General features: G+C 69.3%; 12 protein-coding genes. 3 read left to right on the top strand and 9 right to left on the bottom strand.

Annotated elements, in window-relative coordinates:
* Positions 1-6: 6 nt before the first annotated feature.
* The 5 genes from ACSHXC_RS11480 to ACSHXC_RS11460 all read right to left on the bottom strand — a co-directional run bounded on the left by ACSHXC_RS11480 (position 7) and on the right by ACSHXC_RS11460 (position 8,888).
* A complete protein-coding gene (locus ACSHXC_RS11480; protein WP_438291477.1) occupies positions 7-3,204 on the bottom strand; it encodes a nitrate- and nitrite sensing domain-containing protein in 3,198 nt (1,065 codons plus the stop codon).
* A 356-nt stretch (positions 3,205-3,560) separates the two neighbouring features.
* Positions 3,561-4,142, bottom strand: coding sequence for a GTP-binding protein (locus ACSHXC_RS11475; RefSeq protein WP_100577621.1), 582 nt, complete (start codon positions 4,140-4,142; stop codon positions 3,561-3,563).
* Complete coding sequence (locus tag ACSHXC_RS11470; protein WP_053727885.1) at positions 4,123-4,530, bottom strand: DUF742 domain-containing protein; 408 nt, start codon at positions 4,528-4,530, stop codon at positions 4,123-4,125. Before ACSHXC_RS11470 ends, ACSHXC_RS11475 begins: the two co-directional genes overlap by 20 nt.
* 179 nt (positions 4,531-4,709) lie before the next feature.
* A complete protein-coding gene (locus tag ACSHXC_RS11465; protein WP_053727886.1) occupies positions 4,710-5,123 on the bottom strand; it encodes a roadblock/LC7 domain-containing protein in 414 nt (137 codons plus the stop codon).
* A 9-nt stretch (positions 5,124-5,132) separates the two neighbouring features.
* Positions 5,133-8,888, bottom strand: a complete 3,756-nt coding sequence (locus ACSHXC_RS11460; RefSeq protein ID WP_438291476.1) for a nitrate- and nitrite sensing domain-containing protein — start codon at positions 8,886-8,888, stop codon at positions 5,133-5,135.
* A 582-nt stretch (positions 8,889-9,470) separates the two neighbouring features.
* Between ACSHXC_RS11460 and ACSHXC_RS11455 the strand changes: the two genes are divergently transcribed.
* The 3 genes from ACSHXC_RS11455 (at position 9,471) to gltX (ending at position 12,096) form a co-directional block, all read left to right on the top strand.
* Positions 9,471-9,668 carry a hypothetical protein gene (locus ACSHXC_RS11455; RefSeq protein WP_438296533.1) on the top strand — a complete coding sequence of 66 codons (198 nt, stop codon included), beginning with the start codon at positions 9,471-9,473 and terminating at the stop codon, positions 9,666-9,668.
* 171 nt (positions 9,669-9,839) lie between these two features.
* Positions 9,840-10,616 (top strand): fumarylacetoacetate hydrolase family protein, encoded by a 777-nt coding sequence (locus ACSHXC_RS11450; protein ID WP_438291475.1) that lies wholly within the window; start codon positions 9,840-9,842, stop codon positions 10,614-10,616.
* The gene (gene gltX, locus ACSHXC_RS11445) at positions 10,609-12,096 is read left to right on the top strand and encodes a glutamate--tRNA ligase (RefSeq protein ID WP_438291474.1); all 1,488 of its coding nucleotides are present in this window, start codon (positions 10,609-10,611) and stop codon (positions 12,094-12,096) included. Before ACSHXC_RS11450 ends, gltX begins: the two co-directional genes overlap by 8 nt.
* 59 nt (positions 12,097-12,155) lie before the next feature.
* Here gltX and ACSHXC_RS11440 read toward each other — a convergent pair whose 3' ends face one another.
* Genes ACSHXC_RS11440 through ACSHXC_RS11425 form a run of 4 tightly spaced genes read right to left on the bottom strand, consistent with a single transcriptional unit; the run spans position 12,156 to position 15,372 of the window.
* Positions 12,156-12,806, bottom strand: coding sequence for a contact-dependent growth inhibition system immunity protein (locus ACSHXC_RS11440; RefSeq protein ID WP_438291473.1), 651 nt, complete (start codon positions 12,804-12,806; stop codon positions 12,156-12,158).
* A gap of 9 nt (positions 12,807-12,815) precedes the next feature.
* Positions 12,816-13,121, bottom strand: a complete 306-nt coding sequence (locus ACSHXC_RS11435) for an RNase A-like domain-containing protein (protein ID WP_438296531.1) — start codon at positions 13,119-13,121, stop codon at positions 12,816-12,818.
* Positions 13,122-13,175: 54 nt separating this feature from the next.
* Positions 13,176-13,679, bottom strand: a complete 504-nt coding sequence (locus ACSHXC_RS11430; protein WP_438291472.1) for a hypothetical protein — start codon at positions 13,677-13,679, stop codon at positions 13,176-13,178.
* Positions 13,680-13,698: 19 nt separating this feature from the next.
* Positions 13,699-15,372 (bottom strand): RNase A-like domain-containing protein, encoded by a 1,674-nt coding sequence (locus tag ACSHXC_RS11425; protein ID WP_438291471.1) that lies wholly within the window; start codon positions 15,370-15,372, stop codon positions 13,699-13,701.
* Positions 15,373-15,487: the final 115 nt, after the last annotated feature.

The raw sequence follows: 15,487 nt of genomic DNA, 5'->3' as shown, positions 1-15,487 counted from the left end.
CTCACACTAACGCTCCTGGTTGTAGGTGTTACTTGTGTCCGACCCCGCGTTACGGCCCTGCTGGACGCCGCGGCGCAGGTTGCTCAACCTGCCGCGCACGTCCTCCGGAGCGCGGGAGACCTGAGGGCCGCCCTGCGGGGTCTGCTCGGCCGCGCCCTCGACCAGATTGGCCTTGGGCACCCGCCGGGGGAGACCGGAGGGGGTGACCCCGCCGGCCTTGGGCTCACGGAGCTTCTCGGCCCGCGTCCAGCGCTCGTCGTTGGTCGAGCGCCAGTCGCCTGCCGGTTCCGGCGTCGCGGTCTGCTCCTGCTCGGGCTCGGCCGGCCAGCTCTGCTGGCTGCCGCGCCGCGGCAGACCGGCGTCGGTCATCGCGTGGGCTGTGGTCGGGGTGGGGCCCGGACGGTCGAAGCCTACGCGGTCCGCGGGGCCCTCGGAAACGCCCCGGGACTCCTCGGCGGATTCCGCTTCCGGCTGGAAGGGGGCCGCGTACGGTTCCTGGTAGGCATTCTCCTGCTGCCAATCGCCTTGCGGCGCCTGGGCGGCGTACGGAGCCTCGTAAGGGCCCTGGTCGGCCGTGGAGTCCCCGTAGGAGACTTCCGCATAGCCGGACTCCGGGTAGCCGTTCCGGGGCGCGTAGGAGTCCTGTGCGTAGGCACCGGTGTGCTCGGGGGCGTACTGCTGGCCCTGGTACGAGCCGTCGTAGCCACCGGCCTGCTGAGGCTCGTAGGGGCTTTCGTAGGACTGGTCCTGCGTGGCGTACTGCTGCCGGCTCTCGTACGAGCCGTCGTACGCCGGGGTCCCCGGCGTCTCCAACTCGTCCCGGAACAGCGGGCGTTCGCCGCCCTGCGCCTGGGCCTCCAGGGCCGCACGGCGCTCCTCGCGCATCAGCGACCGGTTGACCGGGTCGAGTTCGCGGGGGTCGGACTGCTCGGCGCTCTCGTACCGCGAGTCGTCGAAGCCGAGCTCGGCCGCCGTACGCATCGGCGCGGGGGCCGACTCGAACGACTGCTCCTGCTGCCGCTCGGGAATGATCGAGGAGACCGTGAAGTCGTCGCCCAGAGGGTTGCTCTCGCCGCCGCCACCATGGGTGATCGGGTCCGGGAGCATGACCAGGGACGTGGTGCCGGCCTGCTCGCCCGAGGGGCGCAGCTGGACGCGGATGCCGTGCCGGTCGGAAAGCCGGCCGACCACGAACAGGCCCATGCGCTGCGAGACGGCCGCGTCCACGGTCGGCGGGTTGGCCAGGCGGTGGTTGATGTCCGCGAAGTCCTCGGCGGTCAGGCCGATGCCCTTGTCGTGGATCTCGACCATCACGCGGCCGTCGGGAAGGCGGGTCGCGGTGACGCGGACCTTGGTCTGCGGCGAGGAGAACGTGGTCGCGTTCTCCAGGAGCTCGGCGAGCAGGTGCACGAGGTCGGTCACGGCCCGGCCGTGGATCTCGGCCTCCGGCACGCCGGACAGCTCGATGCGCTCGTACGACTCCACCTCGGAGGAGGCGGCGCGCAGCACGTCGACCAGCGGGACCGGCTGGTCCCAGCGGCGGCCCGGCTCCTCGCCGGCGAGGACCAGGAGGTTCTCGCCGTTGCGGCGCATACGGGTCGCCAGGTGGTCCAGCTTGAACAGGCTCTCCAGCTGGTCCGGGTCGGCCTCGTTGTTCTCCAGGTCGGTGATGAGGGTCAGCTGGCCCTCGATCAGGGACTGGTTGCGGCGTGAGAGGTTGGTGAAGATCGCGTTGACGTTGCCCCGCAGCAGGGCCTGCTCGGCGGCGAGCCGGACGGCCTCGCGGTGCACCTGGTCGAAGGCGCGGGCGACCTCGCCGATCTCGTCCGTGGAGTCGATCGGGATCGCCTCGACCCGGGTGTCGACCCGGCCGGGTTCGGTGCGCGAGAGCTGGTCGACGAGCATCGGCAGGCGCTGCTCGGCCACGTCGAAGGCGGCGTTGCGCAGCCGGCGCATCGAGCGGCTCATCTGGCGGGCCACCATGCCGGCCAGGATGAACGCGGCGAGCAGGGCGACCACGACGATCGCGCCGTTGACGTAGGCGGTGGTCTTGGCGTCGTCGGCGATCTGACCGGCCTCGGTCACGGCCCGGCCGACCAGGTCGTCCTCGACCTCGCTGTAGCCGTCGAACTTGGCGGTGGAAGCGGCCATCCAGGACTCGGGCGTGATGCCCTGCGCCTTGAGCTGCTTGACGGTCTCGCCCGTGCCGATCGCGGCGGCCATCCCGTTGTAGATCGAGCCGTCGGCCGCCGGGGCCGCGCCGATGTGCGGGCCGTTGTCGGCCTGCTGCTTCGCCCCGGGGAACTCCTGGGCGACCTTGGCCGACTTGGTCGCCAGGACCTCCTTGAGGTGCTGGCTGTCGGCGTCCGTACCACCGGCGTCGAACTCGCCGAGGGCGATGAACTCCAGGTAGTTGTACGAGTTGAACGCCTTGACCTGCATCTGGAAGGTCTTGGGGTCGTCGCTCGGCCGCAGCAGCAGGTGCAGGCCGATGGAGCGCTGGAGCGACTCCGCCGACTTGGCGAGGTCGACCGCGTACACCATGCGGCCGTAGCTGGTGATGTTGCCGGTGCCCAGACCGAGCTCGTTGGAGAACGTGCTCAGGTAGTGGGGGATCGCGGTGTAGCCCTCTTCGGTCAGCACCGGGTTCTTGGTCTCGACGCCCTTGGCGTACGCGGTCTTGCGGAGGTCGTCGAGAGTCTTCTCGGCGTCGCGGACCTTGGCCAGGCGGCGCTTGAGGCTCGGCGTGTCCGGCATGCCCTTGACGGCCTCGTCGAACTTGGCGCGGGCAGCGTCAGAGGTCGCGTACGCCTTGCTGACGCTGTCGCTGTCGCGCTTGTTCTCAAGCAGCGGCTGAGCGGTGAGGTCACGCTCGTTGAGCAGCGCCTGGCCGTAGTCGGAGGCGGCGCGCACGATGTTCGCGACCTTCTCGGCGTTGCGGGCGTCGCGCCAGGTGGCTATGGACCCCTTCACCTCGAAGCCGCCCATGACGAGGCCGACCAGGACGGGGATGAGGAGGATCGCGTTCAGCCTGGTCGCCACGCGCCAGTTGCGCGGCGAGAAGCGGCTGCTGCTGCCCGCGGCGTCCTTGCCGGGGTCCGGGGCAGAGGTCTCGGGCGCGGGCTGTGGCACCGCCGTGCGCTGCGGCGGGGTGAAGTTGCCCCGCGCCTGCTGCGTCGCGGAGCTCGTCCTGCTTCGCTTCACTCGACCAACAACCTCTCGGAGCCGGCACCCGTGGGGCGTGCCGCAGTGTGTTTCAGAGCCGTACTTCTCGGGGCCGTACTACTCGGGAGTTCGTCGAATTCCAGCACGTGGGACGGCCGCCATCCAAACGTCTGGAATCTCCGGTTCCGAGTGGCCAAAGCCTCAGATAAAACGGGCATAAAGAGCGAGCCCCGCCAAATGGCGGGGCTGTTGTGAGCGCAGCGACACCAGATGAACGCGGCGGGTTGCGGTGACACGGGAATTCTCTGTCGAAACGTTATGAACACAGGGGCGGATCGTGTCAAAGGACACAGCCCGCCCCCGTTTCGCCTACGACAACTGCCGTATGCGACTGCCTACTTGAGTCGTGCCATGAGGGCGTGTTCGACGAGGGTGATGAGGGCGCTTTTGGCGTCTGCTCGGTGGCGGGCGTCGGTGACGATGATGGGGGTGTCGGGGCCGATCTGGAGGGCTTCGCGTACTTCGTCGGGGGTGTAGGGCTGGTGTCCGTCGAAGCCGTTGAGGGCGATGACGAAGGGGAGGCCCGAGTTTTCGAAGTAGTCGACTGCGGGGAAGCAGTCGGCGAGGCGGCGGGTGTCGACGAGGACGACGGCGCCGATGGCGCCGCGGACGAGGTCGTCCCACATGAACCAGAAGCGGTCCTGTCCGGGGGTGCCGAAGAGGTACAGGATCAGGTCCTGGTCCAGGGTGATGCGGCCGAAGTCCATGGCGACGGTGGTGGTGGTTTTGTCGCCGGTGTGGGTCAGGTCGTCGATGCCCGCGCTGGCGGACGTCATCACGGCTTCGGTGCGCAGTGGGTTGATCTCCGAGACCGCGCCGACGAACGTGGTCTTGCCCACGCCGAAACCGCCCGCCACCACGATCTTCGCCGACGTGGTGGAACGGGCGGCACCGCCGCTAGAGCTTGCGAAGTCCACTGAGCACCCTTTCGAGCAGTGTCACGTCCGGCGTGCCGCCGGTCTCTCCATTGCCCGGCTGGTGGATCGCCACCATGCCGGCCTCGGCCAGGTCGGCTACGAGGATCCGGGCGACACCGAGGGGCATCTGGAGCAGCGCGGAGACCTCGGCCACCGACTTGACCTCACGGCAGAGGTGGCAGATCCGCTGGTGCTCGGGAAGAAGCGTGGCAAGGTGCGCCGGGTCTGCTGTGGTGCTGACCAGCGCCTCGATGGCGAGCTGGTAGCGCGGCCTGGTCCGGCCGCCGGTCATGGCGTACGGACGGACCAGCGGCTGGTCGCCTTCACCGTCGTACGCCGCGTCGTGCAGCGCGCCGTACGAGTCGTGTGAGGCGGGTGGCGGGGTCATTGGTTCCTCCGGGCGGAGCGACAGCAAGGCATCTGCGAGCCGTCTGACAGGGCCGGTGGGGGGCGAGGTGCGGCCGGGACGGATATCTGCATCGTGCGGGAGAGGTCCGGGCCGGAGGGGGCGGCGCCGGTGGCTCCCGACCCCCGGCCTCGCGAGCGGCTCGGCCGGGGGGTTTGCGGTCAGTGGAGCAGGCTGCCCTGGAGCTCGGCGCGCAGGTCCGGCGTGAGGACGGTGCCCGCGCGGTCGACCAGGAGGGCCATCTCGTAGCCCACCAGGCCGATGTCGCACTCCGGGTGCGCGAGAACGGCCAGCGAGGAACCGTCGGACACGGACATCAGGAAGAGGAAGCCGCGCTCCATCTCCACCACGGTCTGGGCGACGCTGCCCCCCTCGAAGATCCGGGAGGCCCCGGCGGTCAGCGAGGTCAGCCCGGACGCCACGGCGGCCAGCTGGTCGGCGCGGTCGCGCGGGAAGCCTTCGGACATGGCGAGGAGCAGGCCGTCGGCGGAGACCACCACTGTGTGGGACACCCCGGGGGTGTTGTCCACAAAGTTGGTGATCAACCAGTTCAGGTTCTGTGCCGCCTGGCTCATCGGACTCAACTAACGCTCCTGCTGGTGAGTGGGGTCCACGTGGAAGCTGCCGGTGGAGCCGTTGCCGGCCTGCCGGCCCTGCTGGATGCCCCGGCGGAGATTGGTCAGCCGGCCGCGCACGTCGTCGGGCGCCCGGGAGACCTGGGGTCCTGCCTGGTGGTTCTGCTGCTGTGCGGTGCCCGGCACCAGGTTGGCGCGCGGGACCCGCTTGGGAAGACCGGACGTGGTCACACCGCCGGCGGCGGGCTTGCGGGCCCGCTCGGCCTGGCGGACCAGGTCGTCGTTGGGCGAACTGCGCCAGGCGCCGGAGCCGTTGGAGGCCTCCGAGCCGTTGGCGCCGCTGTTCCCGCTGCCGTTCCCGCTGCCGCTCTCGCGGACCGGGCGGCGCTCGGGGGCCGGCCGCTGCGGAGCGGCGCTCCGGCCCTGCGGGGCCTGCGGCTGCGGAGCCTGGGGCGCCTGCGGCGCGGGCTGCTGCGGCTGGCCGCTCTGCTGGCCCTGCTGCTGGAACCAGTTGGTCTCCAGCGTGTCGAACAGCGGGGTCCGCCCGTCACCGGCACCGGCCGGCGGCAGGGCCTCGTGCTGCGGCTGCGCGGGCAGGCTGCCGGCCGGCTGGCGCGGGCCGCCGAACTCGTTGCCGTCCCGGCGCTGACGCGGAGCGCCCTGACCGAAGTCCTGGCCCTGCTGGGGCGCCTGCTGGTACTGCTGCGGCTGGACCGGCTGCGGCGCGGGGGGACGCGGCGCGTTGAAGTCCGGGCGGGCGAACTCGGAGGTCGCCGCCGGGTTCTGCCGGTCGTCGGCCACGGGGCGCTGGTACGAGCCGGTGTCCTGGCCGGTGTTGGACGGATCCTGGTCCGGACGCGCGAACGAGCCGGTGCTGGACGACTGGTCGCCGTACCCGTTGTAGGAGCCCGGTCGCTCGAACTGCCCGGTCGCCGACGGGTCCTGCGCGGTCGGCGCGCCGAACACGTCGGGGCGTACGAACTGGCCGGTGCCCGAGTTCTGGTCCTGCTGGGTGCCCGGCGGGGGGCCGTCGAAGTCGGGGCGGGCGAACTCGGCGGTCGCGCCGGGGCCCTGGCGGTCGTCGGCGGCGGGACGCGGGTACTGGCCGGTGTGCTGCTCCGGCTCCTCGTGGCCGCGCGGCGCGTCCAGGGCGGAGGACTGGTCGGTGCCCCAGCTCGCGGCCTGCGGCCGGGCCGGCTGCTGCCCCTGCGGGTTGCCGCCGGGCAGCTCGGCGCGCGGCGCGCCGGGCGGCGGGGTGATCGGACGGTCGCCGCGGCGCGGGGCGGCCGGGGAAGCCGGGCCGCTGCCGAACGCGGACTGCTGGCCCTGCTGCTGGGGCTGGCCCTGCTGCGGGCCGCCGTTGCGAGGCGGCAGCGCGGCGCGCGGCCCCGGACCGCCGGTGACCTGGCCGCGCGGGGCGCCCGCGGCGAGCCGGCCGCCGGGAGCACCCGGGCCGCCGCTGAGCGGTCCTGCCGCGAGCCCGGCACGCGAGGGCGGACCGCCCGCGAGACCGGGACGGCCACCCTGGCCGGCCGGAGCCTGCGGCTGACCGGCACCCGGCTTGCCGGGCACCTTCTTGCCGCCCTGGGCGACATCGACGGGCAGCATGACGAGCGCGGTCGTACCGCCGGAGTCGGACGGGCGCAGCTGGATGCGGATGCCGTGTCGCAGGGACAGGCGGCCGACCACGAACAGACCCATGCGGCGCGAGACCGAGACGTCCACGGTGGGCGGCGACGCCAGCCGCTCGTTGATCGCGGCGAGGTCCTCGGGGGAGAGGCCGATGCCGGTGTCGTGGATCTCGACCAGGACGCGGCCGTCGGGCAGCGCGTGACCGGTGACGCGGACCTTGGTCTGCGGCGAGGAGAACGAGGTCGCGTTCTCCAGGAGCTCGGCGAGCAGGTGCACGAGGTCGTTGACCACGCGTCCGGCGACCTCGGTCGCGGGCACGGCGGCCAGTTCGATGCGCTCGTACTGCTCCACCTCGGAGGCGGCGGCGCGGAGCACGTCGACCAGCGGGACCGGGCGGGTCCAGCGGCGGCCGGGCTCCTCACCGGCGAGGACGAGGAGGTTTTCGCCGTTACGGCGCATACGGGTCGCGAGGTGGTCCAGCTTGAACAGCGAGGACAGCTGGTCCGGGTCGGCCTCGCGGGACTCCAGCTCGGAGATGAGTGAGAGCTGACGCTGGATCAGACCCTGGGAGCGGCGCGAGAGGTTGGTGAACATCGCGTTGACGTTGCCCCGCAGAAGGGCCTGCTCGGCGGCGAGTCGTACGGCCTCGCGGTGCACGTCGTCGAAGGCCGCGGCCACCTGGCCGATCTCGTCCCGGGAGTGCACGCCGACCGACTCCACGGAGGTGTCGACGTCCTGCGGGTCCGACTCCGAGAGCTGCTTGACGAGCTCGGGCAGACGGTCCTGGGCGACTCGGGTCGCGGTGTCCTGCAGCCGCCGCAGCGAGCGGATCATGGAGCGGGCCACGACGAACGCGCCGACCAGTGAGACGCCGAGGACGACGAGGATCAGCACACCGTTGAGGATCGCGTCGCGCTGCGAGGTGTCGCGCAGCTCGCGGGCCTTCTGCTCCATCTCACCGAGCAGGGTCTGCTCGATGGTCTTCATCTGGTTGATCTTGTTGGAGTCCTGGTCGTACCAGTCGAGGTACGAGCGCTTCTGCTCCTGGTTGATACCGCCCGGGTTCTTCAGCACGCGCTGCGAGTACGCGTTGGCGGCGGTGATCTCCGAGTTGCCCTTGTCGAGCGGGGCCATCAGCTCGGTGGAGTTGCCGCCGTTGGCCTCGTACACGTTCTGGAACGAGGCGAGAGCCTGGCGCTCGCCGTCCTGGGCGGCCTTGGCGTAGAGGCGGTCGGGCTCCAGGAGGTTGCCGGAGTCGCTCTTGGTGGCCGGCAGCGCCGCGGCGATGATCGCGCGCTGGACCGAGGCGTACTCCTTGGCGGAGGAGAAGGCCGCGAGCGCACGGGTCCGCTTGATCATCTCCGGGTTGGAGGTGGCCTGCGCCATGTCCTGGGAGAGGCTGAGCAGACCGCGGATGAGACGGCTGTAGGACTCGACCGTCTGGGAGTGGGCGGTGCTCGCGCGGTCGCCCTTGTACGCGGTCTTGCGGATGCTCTCCAGGTCCTGGAGCTGGATCGCGATGTTGGTGACGTTACGGCGGATCGACTCCAGCGCCTCGTCGTTCTCCGTGCCGCTGACGTCCTGCGTCGCCTGGATGAACGACTTCCTGACCAGGTCGGTGGCCCCGCGGTCGGTCTGGACGCGGGCGTCGGAGGTTCCGGTGGAGAGCGGGCCCGCCGAGTCGTCGCGCTCGGTCTGGAGCGCGGCGGCGAGCTCGGTCGCCTGCTTGGTCATGTCGGTGAGCAGCTGCATGTGGTCGAGCTGCTGCATGTCGTTCATCGACTGGTTGATGCGCAGCCCGCCCAGGGTGGTCGCGGCGACCACGGGGAGGGCGAGCAGGGCGACCAGTCGGGTCGAGATGCGCCAGTTGCGCAGGGCTATTCGAGAGCCCGTGTCCACGGGCCCCGTCGGCTTCCGTTCGGCGCCGTTCTGGTCGCCGCCGGAGGGACCCGAGGGCCCGCTGGTGCGCGCCGTCTGTCCGCCCGCCTCGCCGGCCGGCGAGGCGGAGGGGTTTTCGGGGCCCCGGGGGTTCTGGGCGTGCTGGGGCGAGGAACTGGCCGTCTTGGGGCCAGTCCCGCCCTGCGGCTCCTGCTCCGCCGCAGCGCTGCCATCCCTCTTGAAACGTCCCTGCACTAGCGTCGCAACCTCTGGACCAGGCGTCCCTCCGTAAAAACGGATGGGACGGTGTCGGCGTCATGGGGGGCACTGCGCGCCCCCTGTGTGGTCTGAGTGACCGGCGCTTGTCCTGCTCCCCCTCCCGCCGCACACCCGGCGCTGCGTTGCGCCCCTGCGCGCCGGTCTAGTGACCCGCGGCGGTGCGTGGAATTCCAGCACAGTGCCGGATCTCCAACAAGGCCCGCGTACCGGGCCGTGACCTGAGTGACACATTGTGAGTATCGCGTCACGAAATGTAGAAAGTGATCACGGAGAAACCGGACTAATGCGTACGAGTCGCTTAGGGGTGGGGGGTGTCCCAGTCGCGATGATCAGGAGCGGAATGAAGGGTTCAATGCCGGAATGTCCGTTCCTGGATGGTCAATTGATGGACCCTTATATCCCTTTTGCGGCTTGATTCGTGAGCAAACTCACATGTTGATCGTCGTCTCTACGACCCTTTGCCGGGAATTCGAATGTTTAGCCTGACGCTTTACAGGGATGGCCAATCCGACAACCGGCGCCCCCGCGGCGCCCGTACCGACAGGGTTCGTAGCAGAGATGAAGACGACGATGATCATCCGGAACATAGCCAACCCGCGCCGCACCACCCTCGCGCACCTCGCGGACGCCGAGGAGCTCCAGCGGCCGGCCCAGCCGGAGCACACCGTCGAGCTGCCCACCCAGACGGCCAACCCGCGCCGCACCATTCTGATGAAGGCCCCCGCCCAGGCCGCCGCCGAGGCCGCCGCCGTCTGATCCCGGCGCCCTCGGCGCCCCTCCCCGCCGACTCGGCCCGGCCCCCGGCGAGACGCTCCGCCGCCGGTGGCGCCACGGAGTAATGCGTACGGCCGGTGCCCCTGCCCGGTTAGCCTGGAGCGTCAGACTCCAGCCAGTACCAGTTAAGCGAAGTGAGGGGCGACAGCACTCGTGCGCATCGCCAGGTTCTCCATCGACGGCAATGTCGCCTTCGGAGCCGTCGAGGGCGAAGGCCCCGACGGTCTCGTACTCGACATCATCAAGGGCATCCCGTACGGCGACTTCGAACTCAGCGGCACCAAGGTGCCGCTGAGCAAGGTCCGCCTCCTGCCGCCCGTGCTCCCCAACAAGGTCGTGGCCATCGGCCGCAACTACGCGGAGCACGCGAAGGAGCTCGGCAACGAGGTCCCGGAGGTGCCGGTCGCCTTCTTCAAGCCGACCACCTCGGTGATCGGGCCCGGCGACAACATCGAGTACCCCTCCTTCTCCAACGAGCTGCACCACGAGGCCGAGCTCGCCGTCGTCATCGGCCGCATGTGCCGCGAGGTCCCGCGCGAGCGCGTCAAGGACGTCATCTTCGGCTACACCTGTGCCAACGACGTGACCGCCCGCGACGCCCAGCAGCGCGAGAAGCAGTGGGCCCGCGCCAAGGGCTTCGACACCTCGTGCCCGCTGGGCCCCTGGGTGGAGACCGACCTCGACCCCACGGATCTCACCATCCAGGCCACGGTCAACGGTGAACAGCGCCAGCTCGGCCGCACGGCGGACATGATCCGCTCCATTGAGGACCTGGTCGTCCACATCACCGAGGCCATGACGCTGCTCCCGGGCGACGTCATCCTCACCGGCACTCCGGCCGGGGTCGGCCCCCTCAACGTCGGCGACGAAGTCGCCGTCACCATCGAAGGCATCGGCACTCTCACCAACAGGGTGATCAAGCGTGGCTAACGCGACCCCGGACGCTTCTGTGCGCGTCCGTTTCTGTCCCTCCCCGACCGGCAACCCCCACGTGGGCCTGGTCCGCACCGCCCTGTTCAACTGGGCGTTCGCCCGGCACCACGGCGGCACGTTCGTCTTCCGCATCGAGGACACCGACGCGGCCCGCGACAGCGAGGACTCCTACAACCAGCTCCTGGACTCCCTGCGCTGGCTGGGCTTCGACTGGGACGAGGGCCCGCAGGTGGGCGGCCCGCACGAGCCGTACCGCCAGTCGCAGCGGATGGACCTCTACAAGGACGTCGCCGAGAGGCTGCTCGCCGTCGGCAAGGCGTACCACTGCTACTGCACCACGGAGGAGCTGGACGCCCGCCGCGACGCCGCCCGCGCGGCAGGCAAGCCGTCCGGCTACGACGGCCACTGCCGCGAGCTGAGCGCCGAGCAGGTCGAGGCGTACAAGACGGAGGGCCGCTCCGCGATCGTCCGCTTCCGCATGCCCGACGAGCCGATCACCTTCACGGACCTGGTCCGCGGCGAGCTGACCTTCACCCCGGACAACGTGCCGGACTACGGCATCGTCCGCGCGAACGGGGCGCCGCTGTACACGCTGGTGAACCCGGTCGACGACGCCCTGATGGAGATCACCCACGTCCTGCGCGGCGAGGACCTGCTGTCCTCGACCCCGCGCCAGATCGCCCTGTACAAGGCGCTGATCGAGCTGGGCGTGGCCAAGGAGATCCCGTCCTTCGGCCACCTGCCGTACGTGATGGGCGAGGGCAACAAGAAGCTCTCGAAGCGAGACCCGCAGGCGTCCCTGAACATCTACCGGGAACGAGGCTTCCTCCCGGAAGGCCTCCTCAACTACTTGTCGTTGCTCGGCTGGTCCTTCTCGGCAGACCAGGACGTCTTCTCGATCGAAGACATGGTGGCGAAGTTCGACATCGCGGACGTGAACGCGAACCCGGCCCGCTTCGACCTGAAGAAGGCCGAGTCCATCAACGCGGACCACATCCGCATGCTGGACGAGCAGGCGTTCGCCGCGGCCTGCGAGCCGTGGCTGACGGCCCCGCACGCCAACTGGGCCCCCGAGGACTTCGACCGTGCGGCGTGGGAGGCCATCGCCCCCCACGCGCAGACCCGCGTAACTGTCCTCTCGGACATCACGGCGAACGTGGACTTCCTCTTCCGCGCCGAGCCCGTCGAGGACGAGGCGTCCTGGGCGAAGGCGATGAAGGAGGGCTCGGACGCGCTGCTGCGCACGGCCCGCGAGAAGCTGGATTCGGCGGACTGGACGTCCCCCGAGTCCCTCAAGAACGCGGTCCTGGCAGCCGGCGAGGAGCACGGCCTGAAGCTGGGCAAGGCCCAGGCCCCGGTCCGCGTAGCCGTAACGGGCCGCACGGTGGGTCTCCCCCTCTTCGAGTCCCTGGAGATCCTGGGCAAGGAGAAGACGCTGAACCGGATCGACGCGGCACTGGCGAAGCTGGCGGCGTAGTCGTAGGCGATACGTGAATGAGGGGCGGCAGCCGACAGGCTGCCGCCCCTCGGGCGTTCCTATCCCAACCGCTGGGCGAGCAGAGCGAGCCAGGCGCCGGGGGAGTACGGGGAGGGCGGGTCGACCTCCATGCCCAACTCGGCGACGGCGAGGGCGTATTCGGACTCGTCGAGGTCAAGGGTGACCAGCTCGTGCAGTTCCCCGACAACCTTGGCAATGAGCGAGAGGTCCGTCGTCCGGCGATAGTCCTCGATCGCGGCATCGTGATCGTCGAACTCGTCCGGCATGTCCTGGGAGAACCAGCCACCGAGCAGTTGCCTGAGCTCGGGGAAGCGGGCATGCCACTCCCAGTGGGTCACGGGAGTGGAAGGACGTGGCGCTTCCCCTTCCTCGATGCTGCGCCTGAGGTGGTCGGCGAGGACGGTGAGCCAGCCCTGGATCTCGGCATCGCCGAGTCCCACGTCCGGAACCGGATAGAACTCGCCGAGCCGCTGCCGCAGCCGCCCTGGAGGGTGCCGGGCGTACTCCCGCAACTGACTCTCGGCGACGGCCAGCGCCCAGGGCCGGGTGTGCCAGGTGTGCCGGACGTACGCGTCGAGGGCGGTGCTGCGCTGTTCGGGGGTGTCATCTGCGGCCTGCCCGAGGTAGGCCCGCATGACTTGGTCCAACTCGCCGTAACGCGCGTCGTGTTGCAGGGGCTTCAGGGACATCGGGCGGCCTCAGAGGTAGATCGGGAAGGTGGCGTGCACGGTGAATCCGTGCGGACTCGACTCGCTGCGCCGCAGCACCACCCGCGCCGCCCGCACCTCGACCGCGCCCCGCCCGGCCAGCATCATCCCCTGGATCAACACCCGCCCGACGGGCTCGTCCCGCGAGGGCCAAGCCGCCTCAATAGTGAGCCGAGCCCGCGTCGACTGCGCGAGCCACCGATGAATGACCTGCTCATTGCGCGTCACGACCTGCTGGGTCGCCCATTGAGCGGTCTCGCGGTCGGGGTAGGTGGCGGCGCGGTTCCGCGTCGGCATGCTGTTCTCCGTGCTGTTCATGGTCATCGGCGCCTCCGCCGCACGAGCCTCTGATCAGGCATCCTCGAATCTCCAGGCGACAAGGATCAGATCCGAACTAACGGCGATGAGGCAGATGTCGTACAGAGTCACGGCCATGGAATTGTAGTGGAACGCGGAAACAAGGAACTGCGCATCGGCACCGTCTTCGGCGTGGCCGTGGTTGGTGAAATATTCGGCCCCTGGTCCGAAGGGGTCCAAAACCTCTTGAATTGATCGGCTCAGCATGTGGTCCGATTCGATGAGCCGTGTATCCGGCCCGTCGAACAATGACCCTGCCACGATCAGCTTCAGGAGGTCTTCGGCGCCGCGGCGCGTTACAGGAGCGAGACTTTCCTGAAGGCGTTCGACGGACATGCCTTCAAACATTCCAGTCGGGTCGATGCCGACTCCTTGCGGATTCCGGATGGCATCAGTGACGTCACGCCGCCAGTCCGGAGCGTTGCGGCGAGACACCTGAATGAAGTACTCGCCGGAAGCCGCACGGGTCGAGATGTAGGGGGGGAGATCGGCTGTCATCTGCATACCCTTCCGGTTTCTACGGCTGCGTCGGCATGGAAGTGTAGACGACGAATGGCGGATCGATGCCGTTCTTGTATTTCAGAACCACTTTCACGGCATGGACGTCGACGGCTGTTGTGGATCCCGATGGTATTGACCTGCCGGCCGCACGGTCGAATTCCACCGGATCCAGGCTGAGAATCGACCCGTCGTTGCGAGGCCGGGACAGCCAGTTCTCTATCTTCTGGGGATTGTTGACGCCCACATTCGACTTTCCGGCGTTCGCTGGATTGTTCGCGTCCGGGCCTATGCAGTCCAGGGCGTCCTGAGTCGTCCTTTGGGCTGTGGCAAGATCCGTGAAAGTAGAAGCCGCTCTAATGGACGGCTGATCCCGCAGCCGCTGCAGGAGCTGGTCATCTGTTTGCCCTATGTGCTTGTCGATCACATGGCTGTTGTGAATTCCCTCTTGGTTCGCGAGGTCGATCGGATAGAAGTGGTTGTCCTTGTGCTCGCCGGGCACGGTGTAGTCAGAATTTTCACTGAAATCGTTCAGCGATCTGGCACCGACGGCTTCGGCTCGTGCCTCCTCAGCAGCGTAGGCGGGAATGCTGACATAGGCCTCGTCCAGCGGATCCATGAGCTTCGGCAGCGCGTCCGCCAGCGTCTTGACCGTCCCGTTGTACGTGTCGACCGCCGAGTCCAGCCGCCCCGTGTCCAGGTTGTTGATGAATTCGACAGCGAGCTCGAACGCGCCGCCCAGCAGTGTTTCGAGCACGTCCCCGAAGTCCTTGACCTTCAGAGTCTTGTAGGCGGACTCGCGATAGACGTCGGTGATCTCCGAGCGCACCTTCGCCACCGCCGTCCCGAAATGAGTACACGCGTCGGCCAGTGAGCGCGCGGTGTCTTCCAGGACCCCCAGCGCGGGCTTCTGGCCCCCGGAGTGGTTCCATTTCTGGCCCACCCGGTCCTGGCCCCAGGCCGTCGTCCCCCAGATGCTGATGCAGAACTGTTTCATGGCGTTCTGCCACTCGCTGTGGCCGGACGCGGGGTTGGTGATGTAGGCGATGGCGCCGTCGAAACCGTCGCCGGCCGCCTTGGCGTCCTTGGCGGCGGCCGTCCATGCCGCCGCGATCTCCGGGAGTACGAGATCGTCGCCACCGGGCGTGATGTCCGCGACTTTGCCGTGCCGCAGTACGTCCCTCAGGGCGGGCAGCAGGACGGATTCCCCGAACGAGCCCGCGACTTCCAGCACATCGCTGATGATGCGGTCGCCGAACGCGTCCCCGGAGCCGTGGCCCCACCCGAGTTCGGCGGCGGGCCAGTAGGAGGCCGCGGTCTGGATCACGTCGGGTTCCGGCTTGAGTCGGAGTGCCGGTGCCTGTTTGGGGTCGGACAGGTACTCGGCTCGTACGTAGTTGTTGGCGGTGACCGTCAGCCCGACCGCCGCGCCGCCGACTCCGACGACCGCTTTGGCCCACACCTCCATGAAGCGTTTCGCGACCTTCGCATAGGCCGCCGCGAAGGCCTCGGGGCCGCTGCCGCGACCGCCCGCGTGGGCGTGGGTGTCCAGCGCGGCCAAGAGCCGTACGGCGCCGTCGGAGAAGTCGTACTGCTGGTTCCGCAGGATGTAGGACGTGTAGTAGAGGTGCGGCGGACTGACGTCGAAACCGCTGCCCGGATCCGGTGGAGCGGGCGGCTTGAGGGCCGCCACCTCCTCGTTCCGTCGTCGGCGTGCCGACGCCGTGTCGTCGCGGGAGATGTCGTTGCCCTGCGGGTCCTTGAGCGAACCCGGGGAGGGCGAGGGGGTCGGCCCCGAGCCGTTGGGG

Source organism: Streptomyces sp. HUAS TT7 (genome assembly GCF_051550175.1).
Lineage (GTDB): Bacteria > Actinomycetota > Actinomycetes > Streptomycetales > Streptomycetaceae > Streptomyces.
Note: the sequence above shows the minus strand (reverse complement) of the source record. Positions and strands in the feature narration are given on the sequence as shown.

Coding starts and splice junctions, on each gene's coding strand:
- ACSHXC_RS11440 (WP_438291473.1), bottom strand. CDS start 12,806: ATGTCCCTGAAGCCCCTGCAACACGACGCGCGTTACGGCGAGTTGGAC.
- ACSHXC_RS11470 (WP_053727885.1), bottom strand. CDS start 4,530: ATGACCCCGCCACCCGCCTCACACGACTCGTACGGCGCGCTGCACGAC.
- ACSHXC_RS11435 (WP_438296531.1), bottom strand. CDS start 13,121: ATGCCGACGCGGAACCGCGCCGCCACCTACCCCGACCGCGAGACCGCT.
- ACSHXC_RS11430 (WP_438291472.1), bottom strand. CDS start 13,679: ATGACAGCCGATCTCCCCCCCTACATCTCGACCCGTGCGGCTTCCGGC.
- ACSHXC_RS11465 (WP_053727886.1), bottom strand. CDS start 5,123: ATGAGCCAGGCGGCACAGAACCTGAACTGGTTGATCACCAACTTTGTG.
- ACSHXC_RS11455 (WP_438296533.1), top strand. CDS start 9,471: ATGAAGACGACGATGATCATCCGGAACATAGCCAACCCGCGCCGCACC.